The following is a 23,781-nucleotide window of genomic DNA, read 5'->3' as shown; positions in this document are numbered from 1 at the left end:
GCCGGGCCGGACCACAGGCTGTGATCCGCACCGCACGACGACGGCCCGCCGTCTCCGCGAGGAGACGACGGGCCGTGCGGCTGCCGCGTCGGGCGACTCAGACCGAGTAGTACAGCTCGAACTCGTACGGGTTCGGCCGCATCGTCAGCGGCGCGATCTCCTGCTCACGCTTGTACTCGATCCACGTGCGGATCAGGTCCTCGGTGAACACATCGCCGGCGAGGAGGAACTCGTGGTCCTCCTCGAGGCCGCGCAGGGCCTCCTCGAGGGAGGCGGGGGCCTTCTTGATGTCGGCCATCTCTTCCGGCGGCAGCTCGTAGAGGTCCTTGTCGATCGGCTCGGCCGGCTCGATGCGGTTGCGGATGCCGTCGAGTCCGGCCATCAGCTGGGCGGCGTAGGCCAGGTACGGGTTCGAGGAGGCGTCGGGCGCGCGGAACTCGAGACGCTTGGCCTTCGGATTCGAGCCGGTGATCGGGATGCGGATCCCCGCCGAGCGGTTGCCCTGCGAGTACACCATCGAGACGGGCGCCTCGAAGCCCGGCACCAGGCGACGGTAGGAGTTCACGGTCGGGTTCGTGAACGCGAGCACGGCGGTCGAGTGCTCGAGCAGGCCGCCGATGTACCAGCGGGCGACGTCCGAGAGGTTCGCATAACCCTTCTCGTCGTAGAACAGCGGCTCGCCGCCGTTCCACAGCGACTGGTGGCAGTGCATGCCCGAACCGCCGTCGCCGAAGACCGGCTTCGGCATGAAGGTGGCCGTCTGCCCGAACTGCTCGGCGACGTTCTTCACGACGTACTTGAACTTCTGCAGGTCGTCGGCCGAGTGGGTCAGCGTGTTGAACTTGTAGTTGATCTCCGCCTGCCCCGGTGCGCCCACCTCGTGGTGCGCACGCTCGACCTCGAGGCCGACCTCGCCCAGCACGTGAGAGATCTCGTCGCGCAGGTCCGCCTGCTTGTCGACGGGGGAGACGGGGAAGTATCCGCCGCCCTCGGGGGTCTTGTGGCCGAGGTTGCCGCCCTGCTCGACGCGGTCGGTGTTCCACCACGCCTCCTCGGAGTCGACGGCGTAGTAGGACTCGCGCGGGGTCGACTTGTAGCGCACATCGTCGAAGATGTAGAACTCCGCCTCGGAGGCGAAGAACGCGGTGTCGGCGACGCCGGACGAGGCGAGGTACTCCTCCGCGCGTTGGGCAACGCCACGCGGGTCGCGCTGGTAGGCCTCGCCGGTGCGAGGGTTCACGATGGAGAAGTTCATGGCCAGCGTCTTGCGCACGCGGAACGGGTCGATGAACGCGGTGGCGATGTCCGGGATCAGCTGCATGTCGGACTCGGCGATGCCCTGGAAGCCACGGATCGAGGAGCCGTCGAACAGCTGCCCGTCCACGAAGAAGTCCTCGTCCACCGTCGAGGCCGGCACGTTGAAGTGGTGCTGCTGTCCCGGCATGTCGGTGAAGCGGATGTCGACGAACTCGACGCCCTCCTCCTTGATGTACGAGAGCACGTCCTCGACCTTGCTGAACATGTGTTGTCGCCTGACCTTCCTTGGGTACGCGTGGGCGTGTGCGGACCCGGGCACGGGCCCGGATCAAGACGAACCTAGCCTACGGGAGTCCGACCTCGGATTTCGCGGGTTCCCCGCCCGGGCGGCCGCCGTGAGTCGGCCTCGGCCGGGGCGCCGTCAGCACGGGGGTCGACGCCGCACTAGGCTGGAGCGGTGGCACACAGAAGCGAATCCCCACGTCCCGACGGTCCCCGACGGGGTGAGCCGCTGATCACCCGTCGAGAGATGGCCGGGTGGGTCGACGGGCCTGGAAGTTCGATCTCGCGCGGCCGCTGGCCCGGTGACCGCCTCGGCCTGCCCGAGTCCGGTTCGACGTCCCTGGCGCGTCCGATGCGTCGGGTTGGGGCGCTGTTCCTCGACTGGTTCCTCGCGTACGGCCTCGCCGCGTGGCTCTTCGGCGGTCATCCGATGGCGGTCCTTGCCCTGTTCGCCGCGATGCACGTGATCGGCCTGAGCCTGCTGGCGACGACGGTCGGCAAGGCCATCGCCCGCACACAGGTCGTGCAGGTCGGCGGAGCCTCCGCCTCATTCGGCTCGGTGCTGCTGCGCACGGGACTGCTCGTGCTGGTCGTGCCGCTGATGATCGTGGACCCGGACGGGCGGAGTCTGCACGACAAGGCGGCGGGCACCGTCGAGATCGTCATGTGACGTCGGCGGCGTCGCCGCGATCCACGTCGTGCGCGAGGTTCACAACGCCGACGGCGGCCACCCGCTCTGGGTGGCCGCCGTCGGCGTGAGCACACGGTGCTGCCGCCGTGCTCGGAAGGCGACGTCGATCAGCGACCGCGCATGGCGCGTCGGTCCGGACGCGCCCGGTGCGGGTCGACGCCCTTGGGGATCGGCGGCTTCGAGGTCCCCAGCGCCGTCAGCCGCTTGTCGACGGCCGCGACCTCGTGCTTGGTCAGGCGCTTGTCCATGCGCTTGAGCACGCGCGTCAGTTCGTGCAGGGGCGTCTGGTCCGCGCCATGGCCGGTCTCGACGACGCGGACCGGCACATTCGGCAGCAGCCGCTCGGTGGTACGACGTTCCTTCTGCACGAGCTTGGCCACCCGGTTCGACGGGCCCTCGGTGACCAGCACGACGCCTGGCCGCCCGATCGCACGGAACACGACGTCCTGGGTGCGCGGGTTCACGGCGACCGGCTCCTCACGGACGATCCATCCGCGGCGCAGCGTCGACAGAGCGGCCCCGGCGGCACCGGGACGGCCGTCGATCTGCGCGAACATAGCGCGTTCGGCGAGCCGGTTCATCACCAACACCGCGGCGAACAGGCCGAAGGGGATCGCGATGAGCACCCACGTCACCGGGTTCTCGAGCAGCAGGCCGATCACGAGGCCGATGAGCAGGGCCGCCACGAAGGCCAGCGCCATCCACAGCACCAGCTTTGGGTTGTGCTGGCGGGTCATGTGGAAGACCTGCTTGAGCTGGGAGAGAATCCCGGGCCCGCGAGTCGCCTTCTTCGCGGCGCGCTCGTTCTTCTTGTCCGCCTTCATCTGCCGACGACGTTCGCGCTGCATGGCCTTGACCTCCTTGAGGGAGGTCGAGCCGGACGCGGAGGAGGGGGAGGAGTTCTTGGCCATAGCGTGGGTCAGTCTATCCGCTGCGCTCAGGAGAATCGGGCGAGCACGGAGGTCGCCTCCTGGCGGGCGGTGGACTCACCGGCCAGGTGGCTCAGGTGCTCGGGGACCTGACGGCCGAGCTTCTCCATCGCGGAGGCGTAGAGCTTGCCGGCCCGGTAGGACGAGCGCACGAGCGGGCCAGCCATGACGCCAGCGAAGCCGATTTCCTCGGCGCGCGCGGACCAGTCGACGAACTCCTGCGGCTTCACCCACCGGTCGATCGGATGGTGCAGCTTGGAGGGCCGCACGTACTGGGTGACGGTGATGATGTCGCAGCCGGCCTCGTGCAGGTCCTGCAATGCCTGGTCGATCTCCTCGTCGCTCTCGCCCATGCCGAGGATCAGGTTCGACTTGGTGACGAGCCCGTCCGCCTTGGCCATGCTCAGGACCTTGAGGGACTTCTCGTAGGTGAACGCCGGACGGATCTTCTTGAAGATCCGGGGGACGGTCTCGAGGTTGTGACCGAAGACCTCGGGGCGGGCGTCGAAGACCTGCTGCACCAGCTCCGGGACGGCGCCGAAGTCCGGCGGGAGGATCTCCACGCCCGTGTTCGGATTGAGCTCGTGGATCTTGCGGATCGTCTCCGCGTAGAGCCAGGCGGCCCCATCCTTCTGGTCGTCGCGGGCGACACCGGTGACGGTCGCGTAGCGCAGATTCATCTCGCGAATGTTCTCGGCGACCTTCTGCGGCTCGTCCATGTCGAGGGGGCGCGGCTTGCCGGTGGCGATGTCGCAGAAGTCGCAGCGGCGTGTGCAGATGTCGCCGCCGATGAGGAAGGTGGCCTCTCGGTCCTCCCAGCATTCGTAGATGTTGGGGCAGCCGGCCTCTTCGCACACGGTGTGCAGGCCCGAGCTCTTCACCTTGTTCTTCAGGCCGATGTACTCCGGGCCCATCTCGACCTTGGCCTTGATCCAGTCGGGCTTGCGTTCGACGGGGACCTCGGCGTTGCGTGCCTCGACGCGCAGCAGGCGGCGGCCTTCGGGTGCGGTGCTCATGCGGTGGGTCCTTCCGGGAAGTCGGTGCGGATGTGCTCGGGGCCGAGGTCGTCGAGGTGCCGGCGCAGCAACGGCAGCACGTCTGCGGGCGTCACAGTGCGCCCCACCTCGGCCGAGAGCGTGGTCGTGGAGGCATCGGCGATGCCGCACGGGATGATCGACTCGTAGGGGGTCAGCGAGTTCGAGCAGTTCAACGCCCAGCCGTGCGTCGAGATTCCCTCATGAATGGCCAGTCCGATCGCCCCGACCTTGCGGTCCGGGCGAGCCCGGCCCTGCTCGTCGGTGTCGGCGAGAACCCAGATGCCGGCACGACCGTCGACGCGCACCGCTTCGACGCCCACGTCCGCGGCGGTGCGGATCAGAATCTCCTCGATGAACCAAACGAAGTCCTTCACGTGGGCGCGGTCGCGCAGGCGGACCACCGGGTAGCCGACGAGCTGACCGGGGCCGTGCCAGGTGATCTTGCCGCCGCGGTCCACGTCGACCACCTCGGAGCCGTCGGTGGGACGCTCTGCGTCCTCGGTGCGTCGTCCGGCCGTGTAGACCTCGGCGTGTTCGAGCATGAGGATCTCGCCGTCGCTGCGGCCTGCGAGCACGTCGGCGTGGAGGGATTTCTGCAGATCCCAGGCCTCTCGGTAATCGACGAAGTCCGGGTCGAGGCCGAGCACACGGACGGGGGGCAGCGGGTGCGCAGACATGCCCGCCACTCTATCGCTCCGTCCGGGCTGTGGATATCGCCCGTTCGTGGGGGCTCCCGAGGGCACCATGGGCCCTGGACAGGTAGCCATGACGAACACGGTGACGGCGACGAGGCGAGGACGGGGCCCGTCCGGGGAGGGGACGAACATGGAGCAGGACGACGGCATGGCCGGGACGCGGCGAGTCGGCGACACGATCGGCGGCCCGGGCTGGGACGAGGCCGCCGACCCGGGCGGAACGGACGAACCGGCCCGCCTGGCAGCGTCGCCGGGCTCTGGGACGTGGCCGTCGGCGCAGCTGCCCCGGTGCACGGCCCCCACGGTGTCCGGGTGGCAGGTCGAGGAGCTGCTCGGTGCCGGCGGGCAGGGGGAGGTCTGGCTCGTCTGCGATGACGCCGGGCAGCGGGCGGCCCTGAAACTGGCATCCGAACCGGGCACAGGCGTCGACCTGGAACGGCAAGCGCTGCACGGCCAGGTGCATCCGCACGTCGTGCCGCTGCTCGGGACCGTCGAGACGGACCGCGGCACCGGCCTGCTCAGCCGACATCTGCCCGGCGGAACCCTGAGCGCACTCATTCAGGCCCGCGGACCGCTGGGAGTGGGGGAGACCGTGAGCGTGCTCGGCCCCCTGGCCACGGCCCTGTGCTCCCTCCACGAGTCGTCCGTCGTGCACGGTGACGTCTCACCGGCCAATGTGCTGTTCGACCTCGACGGCTCACCGTGGCTGACGGACCTGGGCGCCGCGAGCGTGCTGGGCGGAGACAGTCGACTCGGCGGGACGCCGGGGTTCTCCGCACCGGAGGTGCACGAGGCCCTCGACGCCGGGGCGGAACAGCCCCGGACCGGCTCCGCGGCAGACGTCTATGCGCTGGCCGCTGTGGGCTGGTTCTGCCTCACCGGGCGCGCTCCGGGGCCGGATCTGCACCGAGCTCCCCTGCCGGTGCTGGTGCCCGACGTTCCTGTCGAACTGGCCCTGGCGCTGGAGTCCGCCCTCGACGCGCAGCCGGAAGCACGGCCCAGCGCAGCCGAGCTCGCGGCAGCGGTGTACGCCACCGCGGAGTGCGAGCCTGTCCGCCTGCACGGAGCGGTCGCGCCGGAGACGGAACTGCTCCTGCCGACACTGCCTCCGGCCCAGGCCCGAGACGGCGATGCGGGACGTCCGGGCCGGCGCCGACGTCGGGGGCGGGCGCGCGCGGCGGCGGTGCAGCCCCGGGCGACACGGGGGAGACGGCGGCGATGGGTGTGGGTCGCAGCGGTCGGCCTGGCCGTCGTGAGCGTGCTCGGCATTCTTTGGGGCGCGGGCCGGTCCCCGACGACGCGCGCCGATGCGGAACCGGTGCAGGAGCGGATGTCTCCCGGGGTTCAGGGTGGACACGCGTCCTCCCCGGCGGCGACAGCGTCCGCCTCCGCCCCGGCGGCGAGGTCGGACACGCCGTCAGAGGTCTCGATGTCGCCCCCGTCGGCGGCTGAGGCCGCTGAGGCCTCTGGGCCGACCGCCGAGCAGCTCTCGACCATCGGGGTCCGCCGTGCGCGGGCCCTCACCCACCCCGACCAGGAGTGGCTGGGCGACTATGCCGCACCTGACTCGCCGGCATGGCGGGCGGACCGTGAGCTGGTCGAGCGGATGCGCACGCGCGGAGAACGCTTCGACGGGGTCTCGATCTCGGTCGAGAGGACGGGCCCGGATCGGGTCGAGGGGCCTGACCGAGTCCGCGTGCCGGTGCACGTGAGCACCTCCGCCCACGACCTGGTCTCCGACGCTGACCGCCGGGTGATTGCACGCTACTCGGGCACCGGCCCGGTCCCCGCAGAGATGGAGCTGGTCCGGCAGGCCGACGGCTGGCGTCTGGTGGAGCTGCACGCCGTCTCGGGTGAGACCGCCAGGCCCGCCGAGTCTGCCTCGAGTGCCCCTTGACGCTTAAGTCGGACGGCAGCGGCCCAGAACTCGAACGGGCCCCGTCAGCGTTCGCTGACGGGGCCCGTTCGGGATCTCAGGCGGAGATCACCACAGAGTGGCGACCAGGATGTTCACCAGACCCATGCCGCCCACCGCGTGGGCCAGGCCCGTGGGCACCGGCACGTCTCGGCTGGCCTTGCGGTGACCGATCAGGGCTGCCACGAACACGACGGCGCCGATCACCAGCTTGACGCCGAGCTTCATGTGGTTGGCAGACCCCTCCCAGCCCATGGACTCACGCACGGACGGGATGGAGACCAGCGTGGCCAGGGCCAGGCCGGTCAGCAGCATGCCGATCGCGCCGATCCACTGGGAGGTGGTCACCGTCGGTTGCTTGAACCGAACGAACCACCCGCCCACGATGGCCGCCGCCGAGACGATGTGCCCGGCGACGAGCAGTGAGTGAAGAAACTCCACGGTGCGCGTCCTCCTCTCAGAGTCCCAGCTCGTGGGCGAACTCGCCCGCCTCGAGGCGCTGCTTGAGCGTCATCAGGAAGCGGCCGGCGTCCGCGCCGTCGACCAGGCGGTGGTCGTACGTCAGGCACAGGTACATCATGTGCCGGATCGCGATGGTGTCGTTGCCGTCGGCGTCCGCCACGACCATCGGGCGCTTCACGATCGCGCCGGTGCCCAGGATGGCGACCTGCGGCTGGTTGATGATCGGCGTGTCGAACAGGGCGCCCACCGAACCGATGTTCGTGATCGAGAAGGTGCCGCCGGACAGCTCGTCCGCACCGATCTTGTTGGTGCGGGCACGCTCGGCCAGGTCGGCGATCTTCTGCGCGATGCCGGAGAGGTTCAGCGAGCCGGTGTCCTTGATGACCGGAACCAGCAGACCCTTGTCGGTGTCCACCGCGATCGCCACGTCCTCAGAGGCGTGGTAGGTGATCTCCTTGTTGTCCGCGGAGTAGGACGCGTTCAGCTTCGGGTGCTGCTTGAGCGCCTCGGCGACCGCCTGCGTGATGAACGGCAGGTACGTCAGCTTGGTGCCGGTCTTCTCCTGGAAGGAGTTCTTCGCCTTCGCGCGCAGCTGCACGATGCGGGTCATGTCCACCTCGTGCACCTGGGTCAGCTGCGTGGACAGGTCGAGCGACTCGCGCATGCGCTGGGCGATGACCTGGCGGATGCGCGGGGCCTTCTCGGTCTCGCCTCGCACCGCCGGGTCCACCGAGGATTCGGCGGCCGGGGACGGCGCTGAGGTCGAGGTCGTCCCGCCCTGGCCCGAGCCCTGCTCGGCGGAGCCGGAGGCGCCCTGCGACAGACCGGCCGCCAGCACGTCCTGCTTGCGGATGCGGCCGCCCACGCCCGTGCCGCGCACGGTGGACAGGTCCACATTGTGCTCCTTGGCCAGGCGGCGGACCAGCGGGGTCACGTACCCCTTGCCCGGCTCCGTGGCCTGCGGGGTGGAGCCGGAGTCCTGCGAGCCCTGATCGGAGGCCGTCTTCTGCTCGGCCTGCGCGGCTGACTTCTCCTGCTCGGGCTTCGCGTCCTGCGCCTTCTCGTCCTGGGCAGGCTGCTCCTCGGACTTCTCGTCCTGGGCGGGGGCGCTGTCCTGCTTCGGCGCGGAGTCGCCTGAGCCGGCTCCCGAACCGTCGCCGATCAGCGCGAGAACGGCGCCGACCTCGACGGTCTCGTCCTCCTCGGCCTTGATCTCGACCAGGGTGCCCGCGACGGGCGAGGGGATCTCGGTGTCGACCTTGTCGGTGGAGACCTCCAGCAGCGGCTCGTCGACCTCGACCTCGTCGCCGACCTCCTTGAGCCAGCGGGTGACGGTGCCCTCGGTGACGGACTCGCCCAGGGCCGGCAGGGTGACCTCGGAGGTCTCACCCGAGCCGGACGACTCGCCCGAGCCGGCGGACTCGGCGGCGGGAGCGGGGGAGTCCTCGGCAGCGGCCTCCTCGGCCACGTCCTCGGAGTCGACGACGTTCTCATTCGACTCGGTGGATTCCATCGCGGACTCAGAGTCGGCGCCGTCGGTGGAGTCGCCCTGCGAGTCGGGGGCCTCGCCGTCGCCGATGGTGGCCAGCGGGGCGCCGACCTCCACGGTGTCGTCCTCCTCGACCAGGATCTCCTGGAGCACGCCGGCGACGGGCGAGGGGATCTCGGTGTCGACCTTGTCGGTGGACACCTCGACCAGGGGCTCGTCGACGGCGACCTCCTCGCCGACCTCCTTGAGCCAGCGGGTGACGGTGCCTTCGGTCACGGATTCGCCGAGGGCGGGCAGGTTCACGGTTTCAGACATAGCGGCCGTTACTCCTCACGGACAGGGACGATCGCGTCTCGATCGTCAGGGATGTGCGGGGGCGGGGCCGCGGTCGGCGCAGCCCCGCCGGGTCGTCGGATCGGGGGTCAGCCGTGCAGCGGGTGGCCGAACAGGGCCATCGCGGCCTCGCCCAGCGACTCGTTCTGCGTCGGGTGCGCATGCACGAAGGCTGCGACGTCCTCCGGGTAGGCCTCCCAGTTGACGATCAGCTGTGCCTCGCCGATCTGCTCCGAGATGCGCTTGCCGATGCCGTGCACGCCGACGATCGGGCCGTTCTTCTGGCGCACCATCTTGATGATGCCGCCGGTGCCGAGGATCGAGGACTTGCCGTTGCCGGCGAGGTTGTACTCGGTGGTCTCGATGTTCTCCTTGCCGAACTTCTCCTCCGCCTTGGGCTGCGAGAGGCCGACCGACATGATCTCCGGATCGGTGAAGGTCACCTTCGGGATGTTGACGTCCTCGACGACCATCGGCGTGTTGCCGGCGATCTCCTCGGCGACGAAGATGCCCTGCTGGTAACCGCGGTGGGCCAGCTGCAGGCCCGGGACGATGTCGCCGACGGCATAGATGTTGCCGACGCCGGTGTGCAGGCGCTCATCGGTCAGGACGAAGCCTCGGTCCATCGAGATGCCCTGCTCCTCGTAGCCCATGCCCTCGGTGTTGGGGCCACGGCCCACGGCGACCAGGCAGACCTCCGCGGTGAACTCCTTGCCGTCGGCGAGGGTGACCTTCACGCCGTCGCCGGTCTCTTCGACCTTCTCGAAGAAGGTGCCGAGATTGGTCTTGATGCCCTTCTTCTTGAACTCGCGTTCCAGGGTCTTGATGATCGCCGGGTCCTCGTTCGGCACGAGCGACTTCATGCCCTCGATGACGGTGACCTCGACACCGTACGAGTTCCACAGCGAGGCGAACTCGGAGCCGATGACACCGCCGCCGAGCACGATCGCGGACTTCGGGGTGTAGTCGAGCTCAAGGGCCTCGGTGGAGGTCATGATCTTCTTGGAGATCGGCAGGCCCATCGTCTTGGCGACCGAACCGGAGGCCAGGACGATGTTCTCGCCCTTGTAGCGGGTGCCGTCCACCTCGATCTCGTTCTGGGAGACGAGCTTGCCTTCGCCCTCGATGACCTGGACCTTCTTCATCTTCATCAGCCCAGAGAGGCCCTTGTGCTTGCCCGCGACGATGCCGTCCTTGTAGTCGCGCACCTTGGCCATGTCCACCGAGTCGAGGGTCGCGTTCACGCCGAACTTCGAGGCGTGGCGGGTCTCGTCGGCGACTTCGGCGGCATGCAGGTAGGCCTTCGTGGGGATGCAGCCCCAGTGCAGGCAGGTGCCGCCCAGCTTGGCCTTCTCGATGAGACCCACCGTCTTGCCGTACTGCACGGAGCGCAGTGCGGCGGCATAGCCGGCGGAACCACCGCCGAGGACGAGGACGTCGAATTCCTGAGCGGTTGCCTTCTCGGCCACGATGAAGCTCCTTGTTGCTGGGATCAGATCCGTCTGGGCCGGCCGACGACCGTGCCGGCACCCCCGCGAGGGGAGGCCGGCGCGGTCGTGGCGCGGACACTGAACGCCACTTTACCCGGCGCGGCCCGCGATGAAACCGAGCAGCGACCGGACCATGACGCCCGTGGCGTCCTGCGGGGTGTAGCCCCATGCGGACGACTCGTTGAACGAGGGCCCGGCGATGTCGATGTGCGCCCACGGGGTCGGGGTCTGCGCGCGCTGGGCCTCGTCGCGTCCGGCGTCGACAAACTCGCGCAGGAAGGCGGCGGCGGTCATCATGCCGCCGAACCGGTCGCCGACGTTGGACAGGTCGGCGACCCGCGAGTCGAGTGAGTCGCGCAGGTTCTCGGGGATCGGCATGGCCCACGCGGTCTCGCCGACGCGGTCGGCCGCGGCCACGATCTCGTCGCGCAGCTGCGCATCGCCCATCACGCCGGTGGTGCGGGTGCCCAAGGCGATCATCTGGGCCCCGGTGAGGGTTGCGATGTCCATCACCACGTCCGGCGTTTCGTTCGTGGCGGCGACGAGAGCGTCGGCCATGACCAGGCGCCCCTCCGCGTCGGTGTTCATGACCTCGACGGTCTTGCCGCCGTGCATCGTGATCACATCGGAGGGCCGGATGGCGGTATGGGAGGGCATGTTCTCGGCGATCGCCAGCCAGCCGGTCACGCGGACGGGCAGTCCCAGCACGGCGGCGGCGCGGACGACGGCGAACACGGTGGCGGCCCCGGCCATGTCCGACTTCATGGTGGTCATCGAGGTGGCCGGCTTGAGCGAGATGCCGCCGGTGTCGAAGGTGATGCCCTTGCCGACGATCGCCACGTGGGCGGACGCGCCGTCCGGGTTGTGGTCCAGGCGGACCAGGCGCGGCGGACGCGAGGAGCCCTGACCCACCGCACCGATGCCGCCGAAACCCTCGGCCTGCAGCCGCTGCTCGTCCCAGACCGTGACCTCGACGTTCGTGTCGGCCAGGGTCTGCTGCGCGGTCTCGGCGAACGCCGCCGGGAACAGATGCGACGGCGGGGTGTTCACCAGGTCGCGCGTGGCGCACACCGCGTCGGCGATCACGCCGGCCCGATGCACGGCGGCCTCGGCGTCCGCGAGGTCGGTCAGCACGTCGATGCGGCGGACGGGCCGGCTCGGACCCTGCGCCGCCTCTGCGGCGTGGTCCGCGTCGGACTTATGCGCCGTGAACGTGTAGGCGCCCATGGCAGCACCCTCCGCGATGGCTTGGACGGTCGCGGCGGACGCGGCGGGCAGGCCCAGAGCCACGTGGTCGAGGCCACTGAGCGCGCGCACGGCCGCGCCGGCGGCCCGGCGCAGCGCCTCGTCTGTGACGCCGTCGTCGATGGACCCGATGCCGGTGAGCACCACCGTGCGGTCGGTCCCGGCGGGAGAGGGCACGCGCGTGACCTCATCGGCGCGGCCGGTCACGCCGAGCGGGCGCAGGCACGATTCGAGCGCCGAGACGGTCTCGGCAGTCAGCGGCGAGTCGAGCAGGCTCGGGGCGTTCGCGCCCGCGGCGACGCCGACGACGATCGCCTCGGCCTCGGTCGAGTCGAGCGTGCTCGGTGCCAGAGACGGTCGCACGGTGGAGATCACGGAGAGGTCCTCGTTTCTGTGGAAGCGGTCGATGATCGTACGCGAACGGGAGTGGCCCCGGTCACGGCGACGATCCTAACCCGCGTGGGGTGCGCGTCGCGGCGGGGAGCCACCCGAGAACGCCGACGGTGGAATAGGGGAGCGGATCGTGGGGTTGAATGGAATCCGTCCGTCGTCCGTCAAGGTAAAGCGAAAGAGGCCCGACCATGAGCGAGCAGCAGCGGTTGTTCACCCTGGCCCCCGAGATCCGCTCCGGTGCCGCCCCGGTGCCCGAGGGGCTCGACCTCTTCGTCGTGCTCTCCGGGCACATGGATGCCGGCCGCACGGCCTCGCAGGTGCGCACCGCGGTGCGGGAGCGGCTTGAGCGCCGCGTCATCGCCGAGTTCGACGTCGACCGTCTGATCGACTACCGGGACCGTCGGCCCCGCATTTCGTTCGACGGTGAACGCTTCCGCGATTTGCGGATGCCCAGCATCACCCTCGAGCTCGTGCAGGATCCGCTCGGGCATCCGTTTCTGATGCTCGCCGGGCCCGAACCGGATTTCGCGTGGCAGGCGTTCTCCCGCGCGGTCCTGGACCTCGCGGAGGCCTGGCGTGTCGAGTCGCTGGTGTTCGCCGACGCGGTGCCCATGCCGGTGCCGCACACCCGTCGCCTGGGCGTCACCGCGCACGGCACGCACACCGCTGTGCTGCGGGGCCTGACGACGTGGAGCGGTGCGGCGACGATGATGGGCGGGGCCGCGCAGGTGATCGAGTACGGCGCCGAGGAGCGCGGGATCCTCACGGCGGGGTACTCGATCCACGTCCCGCATTACGTGGCGGAGGCGAAGTATCCGCCGGCGGCCGTGGCGGTGCTCGAGTACGCGGGCGCGGCCATGGGCCGGATGCTTCCCGCAGACGAACTGCGCGACGCCGTGCGTGAGGTCGAGGCCGAGTTGGACCGTCAGACGGGCGAGTCACCTGAGATCCAGACGATGATCAGCGGCCTCGAGCGCAACTATGACCAGAACGCCGGCGGCCAGGAGCGTTCGCTGCTCGAGACCTCGCACGGTCTGCCCGACGGCGAGGAGCTCGCCTCAGCTGTGGAGGCGTATCTCTCACGTCGGCAGTTCGACGACTGAACTCGAGCCCGGCGCCGCGGGACGGTCTGTATTCGAGGCGCGAGCCGAGCACTGCACAGGTCGCCGCTGACGGCCGGTGCGCACGGACCCGCCGTGTAACGAGGCCGGTGCCGCCGCGCGGCCTTGAGCCGGATCGCCACGATCGGGGCCATGAGCGCACAAGCACAGCCCGTCTCTGACTCCTCGACCACCGTGTCCGCCCGCGGCGTGGACGATCTGCTCGGCTTCGTCGGCCACACGTTCGGCGGCCTGCCCGTCGACTCCGTGGTGATGATCTCCTTGTCTGGCTCCCGCCTGCGGGCGGGCGTCCGGTTCGACGCGCCCGATCCGGCCGCGTGCACCGGAGCCGGCCTGCGCGAGTGGGCCCAGACGGCCGCCGGGACGCTGGCCCGAGACACCGGGGCGGATGCGTGCCTGGCCCTGCTCATCGAACCGGCGGCCGGTCCGCGCCCGCACCGACCCCTGGCCGCCCGCATTCGGGAGGCGTTCGCCGACGCGGGCGTGCCGGTGGCCGCCGCGTGGGTCGTGAGCGAGGGAATGTCGTGGGCGTGGACGGCCCAGGGTGAGGGCATCGACGTCGGCCCCGACGCTCAGCCGCGTCCGCTGCGTGACCCGAGGCTGAGCACCGTGTCCCTGGCGATGACGATGCAGGGCTCCGTCTTCGCCGACGTGCCCGAGTCCGAGCGCGTGCCCACGCCGGTGGCCGGCAGGCCGGGGTGGCCGGCGCCGCAGGCGCATGACGCCGCCGACGCGATGTGTTGGCTCGACACCTGGGCCGACGTGCTGGCCTCAGACCGCGAAGCCGGGCCCGTGCTGCTGCGGCGTCTGGCCGCTCCGTTGGTGCACCGTGGCTGGCGAGACGCCCTCGTCGCGCTGGCCGTCGCTGGTCCGCAGCCGCCCGGCGCGGTCCAAGCTCGGTCGGAGGGGCAGCCCGGCCGTCAGAGCCGCACGTCCGAGCCGAGCGTGGCAGCGGTGTCGGGTGGTCTGGCGTCGCTGTACCTGGCGGACACGGGAGTGCGGCCGTGCTGGGAGTGGCTCGACCAGTTGCGGCGGCTCCTGCGGGAGATCGCCGAGCACGCGCCGGCGGAAGTCGCCGTCGAAGCGCTCGCCGTGGCCGGGTGGGTCAGCTGGGCTCGCGGGCACGGATCCGCCGCAGCCGCGCACCTGCAGTCGGCCCTGCGCGCGGACCCGGGCCACACCCTCAGTCGGCTCCTCGCGCAGCTGCTGCGGCGCGGTGAGGTCGCTGGCTGGGCCTGCGATCCACGCACGGCGTGGCGTCCGGAGTCGGCCTCGCGCGTGGATCCCGTGGCATAATCAGGGTCCAGAACGCGGTCGCCGTGCGTCCTGCGGGTGCCCGGGACGAGTCCTGGCGCATCGTCGCAGGACAGCCGGGCCGCCGGGAATACCTCGGTGGCGTTCCGCGTTCCTGCACCAGAAACGACCCTGCGGTCCGCTGGTCGTCGTCCCCGTCGTTGCACGGTGCCGACGCGAGGGGACTTGACAGGGTCACGCGCATGTCGGCTCCTTCACAGGCCCGGCAGGTGCGGTGTTGCAGACCAGCCACCTTCCGCGACGTAGCTCGCGGGATCAACGGAAAGGCCTCGAGTGACCTCGACTTCGAACAGCCAGACGACCGCCGACGGCAAGGACGAGACCGCGAAGAAGGCCGCACCGAAGCGTGCGACCGCGGCCAAGAAGTCGACCACCGCGGCCTCGAAGGCTTCGACCTCGAAGCAGAACGCTGCGTCGAAGAGCGCCACGAAGACAACGACGGGGGAGTCGGCCACCGCGAAGACGACGACCACCAAGAAGACGACCGCCGCCAAGAAGGCGGCCCCGAAGACGACGACCGCCAAGAAGACGAGCACGACGTCGACCGCCTCGAAGAAGACGTCGGCGAAGAAGACGAGCACGACGTCGACCGCCGCGAAGAAGACGACCGGGACGTCGGCCGCCGCGAAGAAGACGACCGGGACGTCGGCCAAGGACAAGAGCGCCGCGTCGTCCTCGACGACGAAGAGCACGACGAAGGCGAAGCAGTCGGCGCCGGCCATCGATCCGGACGAGGACCTGACCCCGACCGCGCCGGACGCGGTGGACGAGGCCGAGGAGAACGCCGAGCCGCAGTCCGAGGAGTCGGCAGCGAAGGAGCAGGCCGGCGTCAAGGGCACCAAGAAGAACGAGGACCCTTCGAGCTCGGGCGGCTTCGTCGTCGATGACTCCGAAGATGACGCGCCGGTCCAGCAGGTCGTCGTCGCCGGAGCGACAGCGGACCCGGTGAAGGACTACCTCAAGCAGATCGGCAAGGTCGCCCTGCTCAACGCGGAGCAGGAGGTGGACCTGGCCATGCGCATCGAGGCCGGTCTCTACGCCGAGCGCACCAAGCTCGACCCGGCGCCCAAGGACTACCGGACCCGCCGTGACATCGAGCTGATCATCGCCGACGGTCGTCGTGCCAAGAACCATCTGCTCGAGGCCAACTTGCGCCTCGTGGTCTCCCTGGCCAAGCGGTACACCGGGCGCGGCATGCTGTTCCTCGACCTGATCCAGGAGGGCAACCTCGGCCTGATCCGTGCGGTCGAGAAGTTCGACTACACCAAGGGCTTCAAGTTCTCCACGTACGCGACGTGGTGGATCCGCCAGGCCATCACGCGCGCCATGGCCGATCAGGCACGCACCATCCGCATTCCGGTGCACATGGTCGAGGTCATCAACAAGCTGGCGCGCGTTCAGCGGCAGATGCTGCAGGACCTGGGCCGCGAGCCCACCCCGGAGGAGCTAGCCAAGGAACTGGACATGACCCCGGAGAAGGTCGTGGAGGTGCAGAAATATGGCCGCGAGCCGATCTCGCTGCACACGCCGCTCGGCGAGGACGGCGACTCCGAGTTCGGCGACCTCATCGAGGACTCCGAGGCGGTCGTGCCCTCGGACGCGGTGTCCTTCACCCTGCTGCAGGAGCAGCTGCACTCGGTGCTGGACACGCTGTCGGAGCGGGAAGCCGGTGTGGTCGCCATGCGTTTCGGCCTGACCGACGGCCAGCCCAAGACCCTGGACGAGATCGGCAAGGTCTACGGAGTCACCCGCGAACGCATCCGTCAGATCGAGTCGAAGACCATGTCCAAGCTGCGCCACCCCTCGCGGTCCCAGGTGCTGCGCGACTACCTGGACTGACGCTCCCGGCGCCAGGTGCGGTGCGCGTTGCCGGGCCGCGGGCGGCGCGCGCCCCGCACACACGAGCAGGGCCGGAACCAGTCGGTTCCGGCCCTGCTCGTGTGACCGACGTGGCCTTCGGCGCACGCCGGCGGTGGGGTCACTGCTGCGAGCGCAGCTGGTCGCTTTCGTCCTGCCACAGGGTGGTCTGCGGGCGCAGGACGTCCTCGACCGCCCGCGCGTGGTGAGCGCAGAACAGCAGCTCCCCGCCCGCGGCGAGGACCGCGCGGACGTACGCCTGTGCGCCGCAGCGGTCGCAGCGGTCGAGGGTCTTCAGGGCGGTCGGCTCGGCGACGGCGGTGGTGGACATCGCGTCCTCCTTGAGGTCGGGGGCGTGGAACGTCATGCGGTGCAGCGGGTCCGAGACGGTCGTCCTCAGACGGTCAGCTGACACCGGGTTCACAGTGCAGAACACTCATCATGGCAGAGACAATTCCCCGTGCCAGCAGGCTCGGAGGCGTTTCGCCGGCCGCGTAGTCCCGCGCCGCAGCGCAGAGCTGACCGGGACCGCACGGCCGTGCGCACGCGCCCCGGTTCCGCCGTCGGGGCGGGACGTCGGCATAGGGTGGACGAGTGAGTCGATCAACCGAGTACAACGCCCGTCACCTCTCCGTCCTCGAGGGGCTCGAAGCCGTGCGCAAGCGTCCCGGCATGTACATCGGGTCGACGGATTCACGCGGGCTCATGCACTGCCTCTGGGAGATCATCGACAACTCCGTGGATGAGGCCCTCGCCGGTCACGGGGCGTCCATCGAGGTGACCCTGCACCCGGACGGCTCCGTCGAGGTCGAGGACAACGGCCGCGGCATCCCCGTCGACGTCGAACCGCGCACCGGTCTGACCGGCGTCGAGGTCGTCTTCACCAAGCTGCACGCCGGCGGCAAGTTCGGCGGGGGCTCCTATGCGGCCTCCGGCGGGCTGCACGGCGTCGGCGCGTCCGTGGTGAACGCGCTGTCCTCCCGGCTCGACGTGCAGGTCGTCCGCGCCGGCAAGGTCCACCAGATGTCGTTCCGCCGCGGCGAGCCCGGGACGTTCGCCGACGGCTCCAGGCCTCGCCCGGACGCCGAGTTCACCCCCGCCGCGGACGCGTCGCCGCTCACGGTCGTGGGCAAGGCCAAGCGCGGACAGACCGGCACGCGGGTGCGCTATTGGGCTGATGAGCAGATCTTCACCCCCGACGCCCGGTTCTCCGCCGAGGACCTGCAGGCCCGCGCCCGGCAGACCGCCTATTTGATCCCGGGGCTTCGCATCACGGTCCGTGATGAGCGGCGTCTGCCCGGCACGGCGGGCGAGGACGGACCCCACGAGGAGGTCTTCCAGTACGACGGCGGCATCGCCGAGTTCGCCGAGCACCTCACGCAGCTCAATCCCGTCACGGACGTGTGGCGCATCCAGGGCTCGGGCAGCTTCACCGAGAAGGTCCCCGTGCTCGGTGACGACGGGCGCACGCAGATGCAGGACCTCAAACGCACCTGTGAGGTGGACCTGGCCCTGCGCTGGGACGTCGGCTACGACACCACGGTGCGCAGTTTCGTCAACATCATCGCGACGCCCAAGGGCGGCACCCACCTCTCCGGCTTCGAGAGCGCGATGCTCAAGGTGTTCCGCGACCAGGTCGCGGCCAACGCCCGCCGCCTCAAGGCCGGCAATGACAAGCTGGAGAAGGACGACGTGCTGGCCGGCCTCACCGCCGTGCTGACCGTGCGTCTCGCCGAGCCGCAGTTCGAAGGGCAGACCAAGGAGATCCTCGGGACCCCGGCCGTGCGTCGCATCGTCGGCAAGGTCGTCGAGAAGGAGCTGACAGCCCTGCTCAGCTCCGGTGCGCGGGCGCAGAAGCAGCAGTCGGGGCAGGTGCTCGAGAAGGTCGTCGCCGAGATGAAGTCGCGCATCTCGGCCCGCACCCACAAGGAGAACCAGCGCCGCAAGAATGCGCTCGAGACCTCCACGATGCCGGCGAAGCTCGCCGACTGCCGCACCGGCGACGTCGCTGCCTCTGAGCTGTTCATCGTCGAGGGGGACTCCGCCCTCGGCACGGCCAAGCTCGCGCGCTCTTCAGACTTCCAGGCGCTGCTGCCGATTCGCGGCAAGATCCTCAACGTGCAGAAGGCCTCGGTGGGGGACATGCTCTCCAACGCCGAGTGCGCCGCGCTGATCCAGGTGGTCGGCGGCGGCGCCGGCCGCAGCTTCGACGTGGAGGCGGCCCGCTACGGCAAGGTGATCCTGATGACCGACGCCGACGTCGACGGCGCACACATCCGCACCCTGCTGCTGACCCTGTTCTTCCGGTACATGCGGCCGCTGGTCGAAGCCGGCCGGGTCTACGCTGCCGTGCCGCCGCTGCACCGGGTCGAGGCGGTTACGCGCGGTCAGAAGGAACGCGAGGTCATCTACACCTACTCCGAGACTCAACTGCAGCAGGTGCTCGCCCGGCTCGAGTCCGAGGGCCGCTCGTACAAGGAGCCGATCCAGCGGTACAAGGGCCTGGGCGAGATGGACGCCGACCAGCTGGCGGAGACGACCATGGACCCGCGCCACCGCATGCTGCGACGGGTGCGAATCGAGGAGGTCGAGGCCGCTGAACGCGTGTTCGACCTGCTCATGGGCTCCTCCGTCGCCCCGCGCAAACAGTTCATCGCCTCCCACGCCGACGAGCTGGACGCTGAGCGCATCGACGCCTGACGCTGGCGTGCCAGGGGGCTGTTAGCGTGCGACCTATGGAACCCTCGTCCACCAGCGTGCCCTGTGCCCCGGCCGATCAGCCCTCACCTGCGTCGTCGCTGACCTCGACGGGGACGTCCGCGACGTACTCTGGGCAGTCGGCGGGCGCCGCGAGAATCGAACCGTGGCGCGCGGCGGTGATCGGAGCCTGCGTCGGACTGGCGAGCCTGGTCAGCAGCGTCCGTGAGCTGTTCGCCTCCGGCCTGCTCGCCCTGGCAGTGACGGTCGTCCTGTTGCTGGCCTGTGTGCCAGTGCTGAGAGGACGGCGCTTTGCTGTCGACGCGGACGAGAGCCGACGGCCGGTGTTCGACGCCGGACGCGGCTCCACGATGTTCCTGATGGTCACCTTGCTGGGGGTGAGCGTGGTGCCGATGTTCGTGCTGGGCCTGTCCGGCACCATCTGGCACCCGTTGGCGGCAGGCGGCCTGGGCGTGATGGTCGCGGTGGCCGTCCAGGCGATCGTCACCCGGCACATGCGCTGACAGCGCCGCCGGGGACGGGGCGGTCAGCGCGCGGCGTAGTACTCGGCGAGCCGCCGCAGCCCCTCATCGAGGCTGACCGTGGGCTCCCAGCCGAGCACCTCACGGGTGCGGCGCTGGTCGAACCAGTGCGCCGTGGAGAGCTGTTCGGCCAGGAACTGCGTCAGCGGCGGCTCGCCGTCGCCGGTCAGCCGGCCCAGGCCCAGGGGCAGCTCCCACGCCTTCTCGATCACCGCGCCGACCCCGCGCGCCAGACGCGGGGACACCCGACGGCTCGGCGCCTGTGCTCCGCCGGCCATCGCGATCTGGGCGATCAGCTCCCCGACGGGGCGCGGTTCGCCGTTGGTCACCACGAGCGCTTCGCCGTGCACGTCGTCCACGGCCGAGACCGCCGCCACGACCGCCTCCACCGCGTTCCACGTGTACAGGGTGTCCACCAGGGACGCGCCGGAACCGAGCACGGGCAGCCGCCCGGCCCGGGCCCGTTGAACGATCCGATCGGTGAGCTGCATGTCGCCCGGTCCCCACATCAAGTGCGGGCGCAGGGCCAGCACACGGAAGCGTTCCGAATCGGCGTCCAGAGCGATCAGCTCACCGGCCGCCTTGGTCCGAGCGTAGGGGCCACGCGCCTGCCGGGGGTCGGCGGGGCCTGCCCCCTCGCCCACGATCGACGAGCCGGCGTGCGCCACCGAGGGGGAGGAGATGTGCACGAACCGGACCACGCCGGCCCGTCGGGCCGCGTCCACCAGGGTGCGAGTGCCCTCGACGTTCACGGCCTCGAACTCCGCCTCGCGGCCCGACACGGACACCATGGCGGCGACATGCACGACGGTGTCCACGCCCTCCACCGCGGCCGCGACGGCATCGGGGTCCGTCACCGAGCCGAGCACGTCCTGCGCGCCGGCCACACCGCTGGGGCGGCGCTGCAGGGTCCGGACCTCGTTGCCCGCCTCCAGCAGCGAGCGCGACACACCCGCACCGAGGATCCCGGAGGCCCCCGTGACCAGCACCCGGCGCGAGGCGAGCCGCTCGTGCAGTTGCGGCGCACCAGCGTGATCGAGGTCGACCTCGAACCCGAGCGCGCTCATCAGAGCGCACCCACCGTGCCGCCGGCGAGGACCTTCTCGGCCCACGCGGCCACGCGTGGCCGATCGATCTTCGAATTGTGCCGGATGTCCGTGGGGATCTCGTCCGCGACCAGCACGGCGGAGACCGCCAGCGGCTCCACGGCGCGGCGCACGGCCGCGGCCACCCCGGCCGGAGCCAGTCCCGCCTGGGGCCGGCCGTCCTTGCGATGGCCCGGGCGGCGCGGCGGACGCGTCGCCGGCCGGGCGGCCTCGATCACGGCGACCACGGCCTGGGTCCCGGCCGGCCCGACACCCACGACGGCAGACCGGGCGACCGGACCCAGAGCGTCGATGCGGGCCTCGGGGCCTCCCGGTGCCACAGGCCCCTGTGCCGTCGTGATCACGTGCTGCAGCCGTCCCTCGATCCACAGCCGACCCTCGGCGTCGATGTGTCCGACGTCATTGGTGCGGTGCCAGACCTGACCGGGGGCGCTGAACAGACCGTCGCGTTTGGACTGCTGGTCCGTGAACCAGAGGGCGTCGTAGCGCTCCTTCAGGTGCGGAGCGCTCACGACGATCTCGCCCAGCACGCCGTGGCCGGAGCGGGCGTCCAGCAGCACTTCGTCGGGTGTGCCGTCCTCGAGCAGCGGCGCAATGCGTAGATCCACCGAGTCGACGGGCGTGCCGACGCACACCCCTGCCTCGCCCGAACGACGCAGGGCCAGCACCGTGTCGGAGTCGATGTCGGTGAGCAGCAGACCCTCGGTCATCCCGTAGGGAGAGTGCACGGAGGCGTTCGGCAGCAGCTCGAGCACCGCTCGCATCAGGCTCGGGTGCACGGGCGCGCCGGCGGAGAGCACCAGACGGATCCGTTCGAGCGCAGCCCGCTCGCCACGGGTCAGCGCTCCGGCCGTCGCCACGACGTTCGCCAGGGCCGCAGGCGAGGCGAACAGGACGGTGGACTGCCCCGCCTCCGCCGCGGCCGCCAGGGCCGTTGCGGTGAGGGTAGCCGGCTTGGTGACCTCCATGTCCGGCGTCACGGAGGCGGCCCCCAGGGCCGGCCCGAGCAGCGCGAACGGGGCGAAGCCGGAGACCAGCGAGGCACCCGGGCCAACGTCCAGGGTCCGGCGGACGCGACGCACCAGGTGCCCGAGCCGACGGTGGGTGTAGACGACGCCCTTGGCCGGGCCGGTGGAACCGGAGGTGAACAGCACGGCGGCCTCGGCGTGGTCGGCCGGCACCGGCAACGGGGTCCCGTCGGCGGTGACAGGGCCGTTCTGGGCGGCCGCACGGTGGCGTTCCACCATCGAGTACAGGGCGTCCTCGACGCCGAGCAGGGACCGCTCGGCCGCGGGCATGGGCGCGACGGACAGCCGAGTGCCCGGCCAGTTCTGGGTGCGCGCGACGGTCAGGCCCGCGGTGCGCCCGATGATCCACCGCGGCCGGGCCGAGCGCACGGCGCGGGTCATGCCGGTGACGCCCAGACCCTGATCGGCCACGACGGCCACGGCCCCGATGCGCAGAATGGCGTAGAGCGCGGCGGTCAAATCCCGGCCGGGCGGCACGAGCATGGACACGCGATCGCCGGGGCGCATGCCCGCGGCCCACAGCCCGGTGGCCATCGCGGACACCGTCTCATGTAGCTCGCCCCAGCTGACCGCGGCCGGTCGACGGGTGCGGCGCACGATCGCTCGGGAGCTGGCAGCGCCGGCCATGTCCACCAGGGCGGTGTAGTCGCGGTGCGGCGAGTCCGGGGCGCCCCAGTCGGCCAGGTGCTCCCAGAGCCGGGGGACGTCGGCGTCGATGCTGCTCGCCCCGGTCGGGGCGAGGTGCTCGGCCACCTCGATTCGCACGCTGGCCTGCGTCGTCGCGTCGGCGGGGGACTCGTCGCGTGCGGTCGGCAGCCCCGAGCCGGGGTCGCCGAGCAGCCGGGTGTTCAGCAGGTTCAGCCACGTGAGGATCGGCTCGCTGAGTTCGCGGTCCTCGATCAGCAGATGGCCGGCCTGCTCATAGCGGTGCACGCGCGCTTCGGGCAGGCGCGCTCGCAGGTCGTCCAGGTAGCGGTCCAGGAACACCGGGTCCTCGGCGCCCCACAGGATGAGTGCGGGCACCCCAGCCTGCCCGAGGGACGTGACCGACTCCGCCACCTGGGACAGCGCGGCGTGGGAGCCGTGGTTGGCATCGACCGGGATGTCGGCCACGAACCCGCCGACGCCACCCCGTCGCTTCGATCCGCTGTAAGGGGCATGGAAGGCGCGTTTGACCTCGGGCTCGAGCGCTGGCGAGGCCAGTGAGGTGGTCACCGAGAGGAACGCGTCGGTCGTGACCGTCGAGTTCGCCAGCATCGGACCGGCCAGCGCGGCCTGCAGGGGTGTGGGGATCGGTGCGCCCTCGGGCTGATGCACCGCCGTGTTGAGCGTCATGACGCCCGAGACGAGGTCCGGGTTCCGTCCGGCCCACCCGAGTGAGACCACGCCGCCCCAGTCGTGACCGAGCGTGACCAGCCGGTGCCGGCCGGATGCGGCCAGGGCCGGCAGCTGCAGCGCCTGCAGGACGGCGTCCAGATCGTCGATCCGCTGTGCGAGGGTGCGGTAGTCGTCGCCGTCGGCTCCCATGGTCTCGGGACGGGGCATGCGCCGGTGCTCGAGACGCTCCGAGAAACCCATGTCCAGCTGGTCGGGTGCCACGACGCGCCATGCGTCACCGCCCAGGCGAGCCCGCTCGAGGGTGGCCGACATCAGGGAGCGCCACAGGTAAGACCAGGTGGGGTTGCCGTGGACCGCGACGATCGTGCCGATCGGTTCGACGCCGAGATCGGCCAGGGCCGGGCCGGTGTCCCCGACGTGGAAGGTGCGCACCACGTCCTCGGGGTCGGCGGACGAGGAGACCGTGAGCAGGCGGGAGAACCGCGGATCCCATCCTGGCAGCGTCTCGGGATCGGGCACGGAAGCGGGGGCGGCGGGAAGGCTCATGGTCGTCCTCTCGG

18 protein-coding genes are annotated in these 23,781 nt (G+C 70.5%); 7 read left to right on the top strand and 11 right to left on the bottom strand.

The genetic code is table 11. The features are described 5' to 3' along the window. Positions 1–97 precede the first annotated feature (97 nt). Positions 98–1,522: a type I glutamate--ammonia ligase gene (gene glnA, locus HDA30_RS04705; RefSeq protein ID WP_158496054.1), complete on the bottom strand. Its 1,425-nt coding sequence runs from the start codon at positions 1,520–1,522 to the stop codon at positions 98–100. Positions 1,523–1,714: 192 nt separating this feature from the next. On the opposite strand from glnA, the gene HDA30_RS04700 reads away from it, so the two are divergent. After that, on the top strand, positions 1,715–2,209 hold the full coding sequence (locus tag HDA30_RS04700; protein ID WP_158496053.1) for an RDD family protein: 495 nt from the start codon (positions 1,715–1,717) through the stop codon (positions 2,207–2,209). 128 nt (positions 2,210–2,337) lie between these two features. Here the strand turns inward: HDA30_RS04700 and HDA30_RS04695 are convergent, their stop codons facing one another. Genes HDA30_RS04695 through lipB form a run of 3 tightly spaced genes read right to left on the bottom strand, consistent with a single transcriptional unit; the run spans position 2,338 to position 4,873 of the window. Further along, on the bottom strand, positions 2,338–3,141 hold the full coding sequence (locus HDA30_RS04695; RefSeq protein WP_158496052.1) for a DUF4191 domain-containing protein: 804 nt from the start codon (positions 3,139–3,141) through the stop codon (positions 2,338–2,340). Between the two features lie 26 nt (positions 3,142–3,167). Beyond that, positions 3,168–4,175: a lipoyl synthase gene (gene lipA / locus HDA30_RS04690; protein ID WP_158496051.1), complete on the bottom strand. Its 1,008-nt coding sequence runs from the start codon at positions 4,173–4,175 to the stop codon at positions 3,168–3,170. After that, on the bottom strand, positions 4,172–4,873 hold the full coding sequence (lipB, locus tag HDA30_RS04685; protein ID WP_184241233.1) for a lipoyl(octanoyl) transferase LipB: 702 nt from the start codon (positions 4,871–4,873) through the stop codon (positions 4,172–4,174). Before lipB ends, lipA begins: the two co-directional genes overlap by 4 nt. Before the next feature lie 148 nt (positions 4,874–5,021). On the opposite strand from lipB, the gene HDA30_RS04680 reads away from it, so the two are divergent. Beyond that, positions 5,022–6,788: a serine/threonine-protein kinase gene (locus HDA30_RS04680; protein WP_184241232.1), complete on the top strand. Its 1,767-nt coding sequence runs from the start codon at positions 5,022–5,024 to the stop codon at positions 6,786–6,788. 87 nt (positions 6,789–6,875) lie between these two features. Here the strand turns inward: HDA30_RS04680 and HDA30_RS04675 are convergent, their stop codons facing one another. The 4 genes from HDA30_RS04675 to HDA30_RS04660 form a co-directional block, all read right to left on the bottom strand. Then, the gene (locus HDA30_RS04675) at positions 6,876–7,247 is read right to left on the bottom strand and encodes a hypothetical protein (RefSeq protein WP_158496048.1); all 372 of its coding nucleotides are present in this window, start codon (positions 7,245–7,247) and stop codon (positions 6,876–6,878) included. 16 nt (positions 7,248–7,263) lie between these two features. Then, complete coding sequence (gene sucB / locus HDA30_RS04670) at positions 7,264–9,072, bottom strand: 2-oxoglutarate dehydrogenase, E2 component, dihydrolipoamide succinyltransferase (RefSeq protein WP_158496047.1); 1,809 nt, start codon at positions 9,070–9,072, stop codon at positions 7,264–7,266. Positions 9,073–9,179: 107 nt separating this feature from the next. After that, entirely contained in the window at positions 9,180–10,559 is a 1,380-nt protein-coding gene (lpdA, locus tag HDA30_RS04665; RefSeq protein ID WP_158496046.1) for a dihydrolipoyl dehydrogenase, read from the bottom strand. A gap of 111 nt (positions 10,560–10,670) precedes the next feature. Further along, positions 10,671–12,200 carry a leucyl aminopeptidase gene (locus HDA30_RS04660; RefSeq protein ID WP_184241231.1) on the bottom strand — a complete coding sequence of 510 codons (1,530 nt, stop codon included), beginning with the start codon at positions 12,198–12,200 and terminating at the stop codon, positions 10,671–10,673. A 206-nt stretch (positions 12,201–12,406) separates the two neighbouring features. On the opposite strand from HDA30_RS04660, the gene HDA30_RS04655 reads away from it, so the two are divergent. From HDA30_RS04655 to HDA30_RS04645, 3 genes are all read left to right on the top strand, one after another. Further along, the gene (locus HDA30_RS04655) at positions 12,407–13,321 is read left to right on the top strand and encodes a PAC2 family protein (protein WP_158496044.1); all 915 of its coding nucleotides are present in this window, start codon (positions 12,407–12,409) and stop codon (positions 13,319–13,321) included. A gap of 150 nt (positions 13,322–13,471) precedes the next feature. Further along, a complete protein-coding gene (locus tag HDA30_RS04650) occupies positions 13,472–14,635 on the top strand; it encodes a DUF4192 domain-containing protein (RefSeq protein WP_158496043.1) in 1,164 nt (387 codons plus the stop codon). Between the two features lie 291 nt (positions 14,636–14,926). Then, the gene (locus HDA30_RS04645; RefSeq protein WP_184241230.1) at positions 14,927–16,492 is read left to right on the top strand and encodes an RNA polymerase sigma factor; all 1,566 of its coding nucleotides are present in this window, start codon (positions 14,927–14,929) and stop codon (positions 16,490–16,492) included. A 139-nt stretch (positions 16,493–16,631) separates the two neighbouring features. On the opposite strand, the gene HDA30_RS04640 is transcribed toward HDA30_RS04645, so the two are convergent. Next, positions 16,632–16,841 (bottom strand): DUF7455 domain-containing protein, encoded by a 210-nt coding sequence (locus HDA30_RS04640; protein WP_184242353.1) that lies wholly within the window; start codon positions 16,839–16,841, stop codon positions 16,632–16,634. A gap of 263 nt (positions 16,842–17,104) precedes the next feature. On the opposite strand from HDA30_RS04640, the gene HDA30_RS04635 reads away from it, so the two are divergent. Continuing rightward, the gene (locus HDA30_RS04635) at positions 17,105–19,210 is read left to right on the top strand and encodes a DNA gyrase subunit B (RefSeq protein WP_158496033.1); all 2,106 of its coding nucleotides are present in this window, start codon (positions 17,105–17,107) and stop codon (positions 19,208–19,210) included. Positions 19,211–19,245: 35 nt separating this feature from the next. Further along, on the top strand, positions 19,246–19,731 hold the full coding sequence (locus tag HDA30_RS04630; RefSeq protein ID WP_184241229.1) for a hypothetical protein: 486 nt from the start codon (positions 19,246–19,248) through the stop codon (positions 19,729–19,731). Positions 19,732–19,754: 23 nt separating this feature from the next. Here the strand turns inward: HDA30_RS04630 and HDA30_RS04625 are convergent, their stop codons facing one another. Beyond that, complete coding sequence (locus tag HDA30_RS04625; protein ID WP_158496031.1) at positions 19,755–20,816, bottom strand: NAD-dependent epimerase/dehydratase family protein; 1,062 nt, start codon at positions 20,814–20,816, stop codon at positions 19,755–19,757. Next, on the bottom strand, positions 20,816–23,767 hold the full coding sequence (locus HDA30_RS04620; protein WP_184241228.1) for an alpha/beta fold hydrolase: 2,952 nt from the start codon (positions 23,765–23,767) through the stop codon (positions 20,816–20,818). Before HDA30_RS04620 ends, HDA30_RS04625 begins: the two co-directional genes overlap by 1 nt. Positions 23,768–23,781: the final 14 nt, after the last annotated feature.

This window comes from Micrococcus cohnii (assembly GCF_014205175.1).
GTDB lineage: Bacteria > Actinomycetota > Actinomycetes > Actinomycetales > Micrococcaceae > Micrococcus > Micrococcus cohnii.
Note: the sequence above shows the minus strand (reverse complement) of the source record. Positions and strands in the feature narration are given on the sequence as shown.

What these genes read in the sequence shown, in the direction of transcription:
- HDA30_RS04695 (WP_158496052.1), bottom strand. Translation starts at nt 3,141, where the DNA reads ATGGCCAAGAACTCCTCCCCCTCCTCCGCGTCCGGCTCGACCTCCCTC.
- lipA (WP_158496051.1), bottom strand. Translation starts at nt 4,175, where the DNA reads ATGAGCACCGCACCCGAAGGCCGCCGCCTGCTGCGCGTCGAGGCACGC.
- HDA30_RS04655 (WP_158496044.1), top strand. Translation starts at nt 12,407, where the DNA reads ATGAGCGAGCAGCAGCGGTTGTTCACCCTGGCCCCCGAGATCCGCTCC.
- HDA30_RS04625 (WP_158496031.1), bottom strand. Translation starts at nt 20,816, where the DNA reads ATGAGCGCGCTCGGGTTCGAGGTCGACCTCGATCACGCTGGTGCGCCG.
- HDA30_RS04680 (WP_184241232.1), top strand. Translation starts at nt 5,022, where the DNA reads ATGGAGCAGGACGACGGCATGGCCGGGACGCGGCGAGTCGGCGACACG.
- HDA30_RS04630 (WP_184241229.1), top strand. Translation starts at nt 19,246, where the DNA reads ATGGAACCCTCGTCCACCAGCGTGCCCTGTGCCCCGGCCGATCAGCCC.
- glnA (WP_158496054.1), bottom strand. Translation starts at nt 1,522, where the DNA reads ATGTTCAGCAAGGTCGAGGACGTGCTCTCGTACATCAAGGAGGAGGGC.
- HDA30_RS04640 (WP_184242353.1), bottom strand. Translation starts at nt 16,841, where the DNA reads ATGTCCACCACCGCCGTCGCCGAGCCGACCGCCCTGAAGACCCTCGAC.
- HDA30_RS04650 (WP_158496043.1), top strand. Translation starts at nt 13,472, where the DNA reads ATGAGCGCACAAGCACAGCCCGTCTCTGACTCCTCGACCACCGTGTCC.
- sucB (WP_158496047.1), bottom strand. Translation starts at nt 9,072, where the DNA reads ATGTCTGAAACCGTGAACCTGCCCGCCCTCGGCGAATCCGTGACCGAA.
- lipB (WP_184241233.1), bottom strand. Translation starts at nt 4,873, where the DNA reads ATGTCTGCGCACCCGCTGCCCCCCGTCCGTGTGCTCGGCCTCGACCCG.
- HDA30_RS04620 (WP_184241228.1), bottom strand. Translation starts at nt 23,767, where the DNA reads ATGAGCCTTCCCGCCGCCCCCGCTTCCGTGCCCGATCCCGAGACGCTG.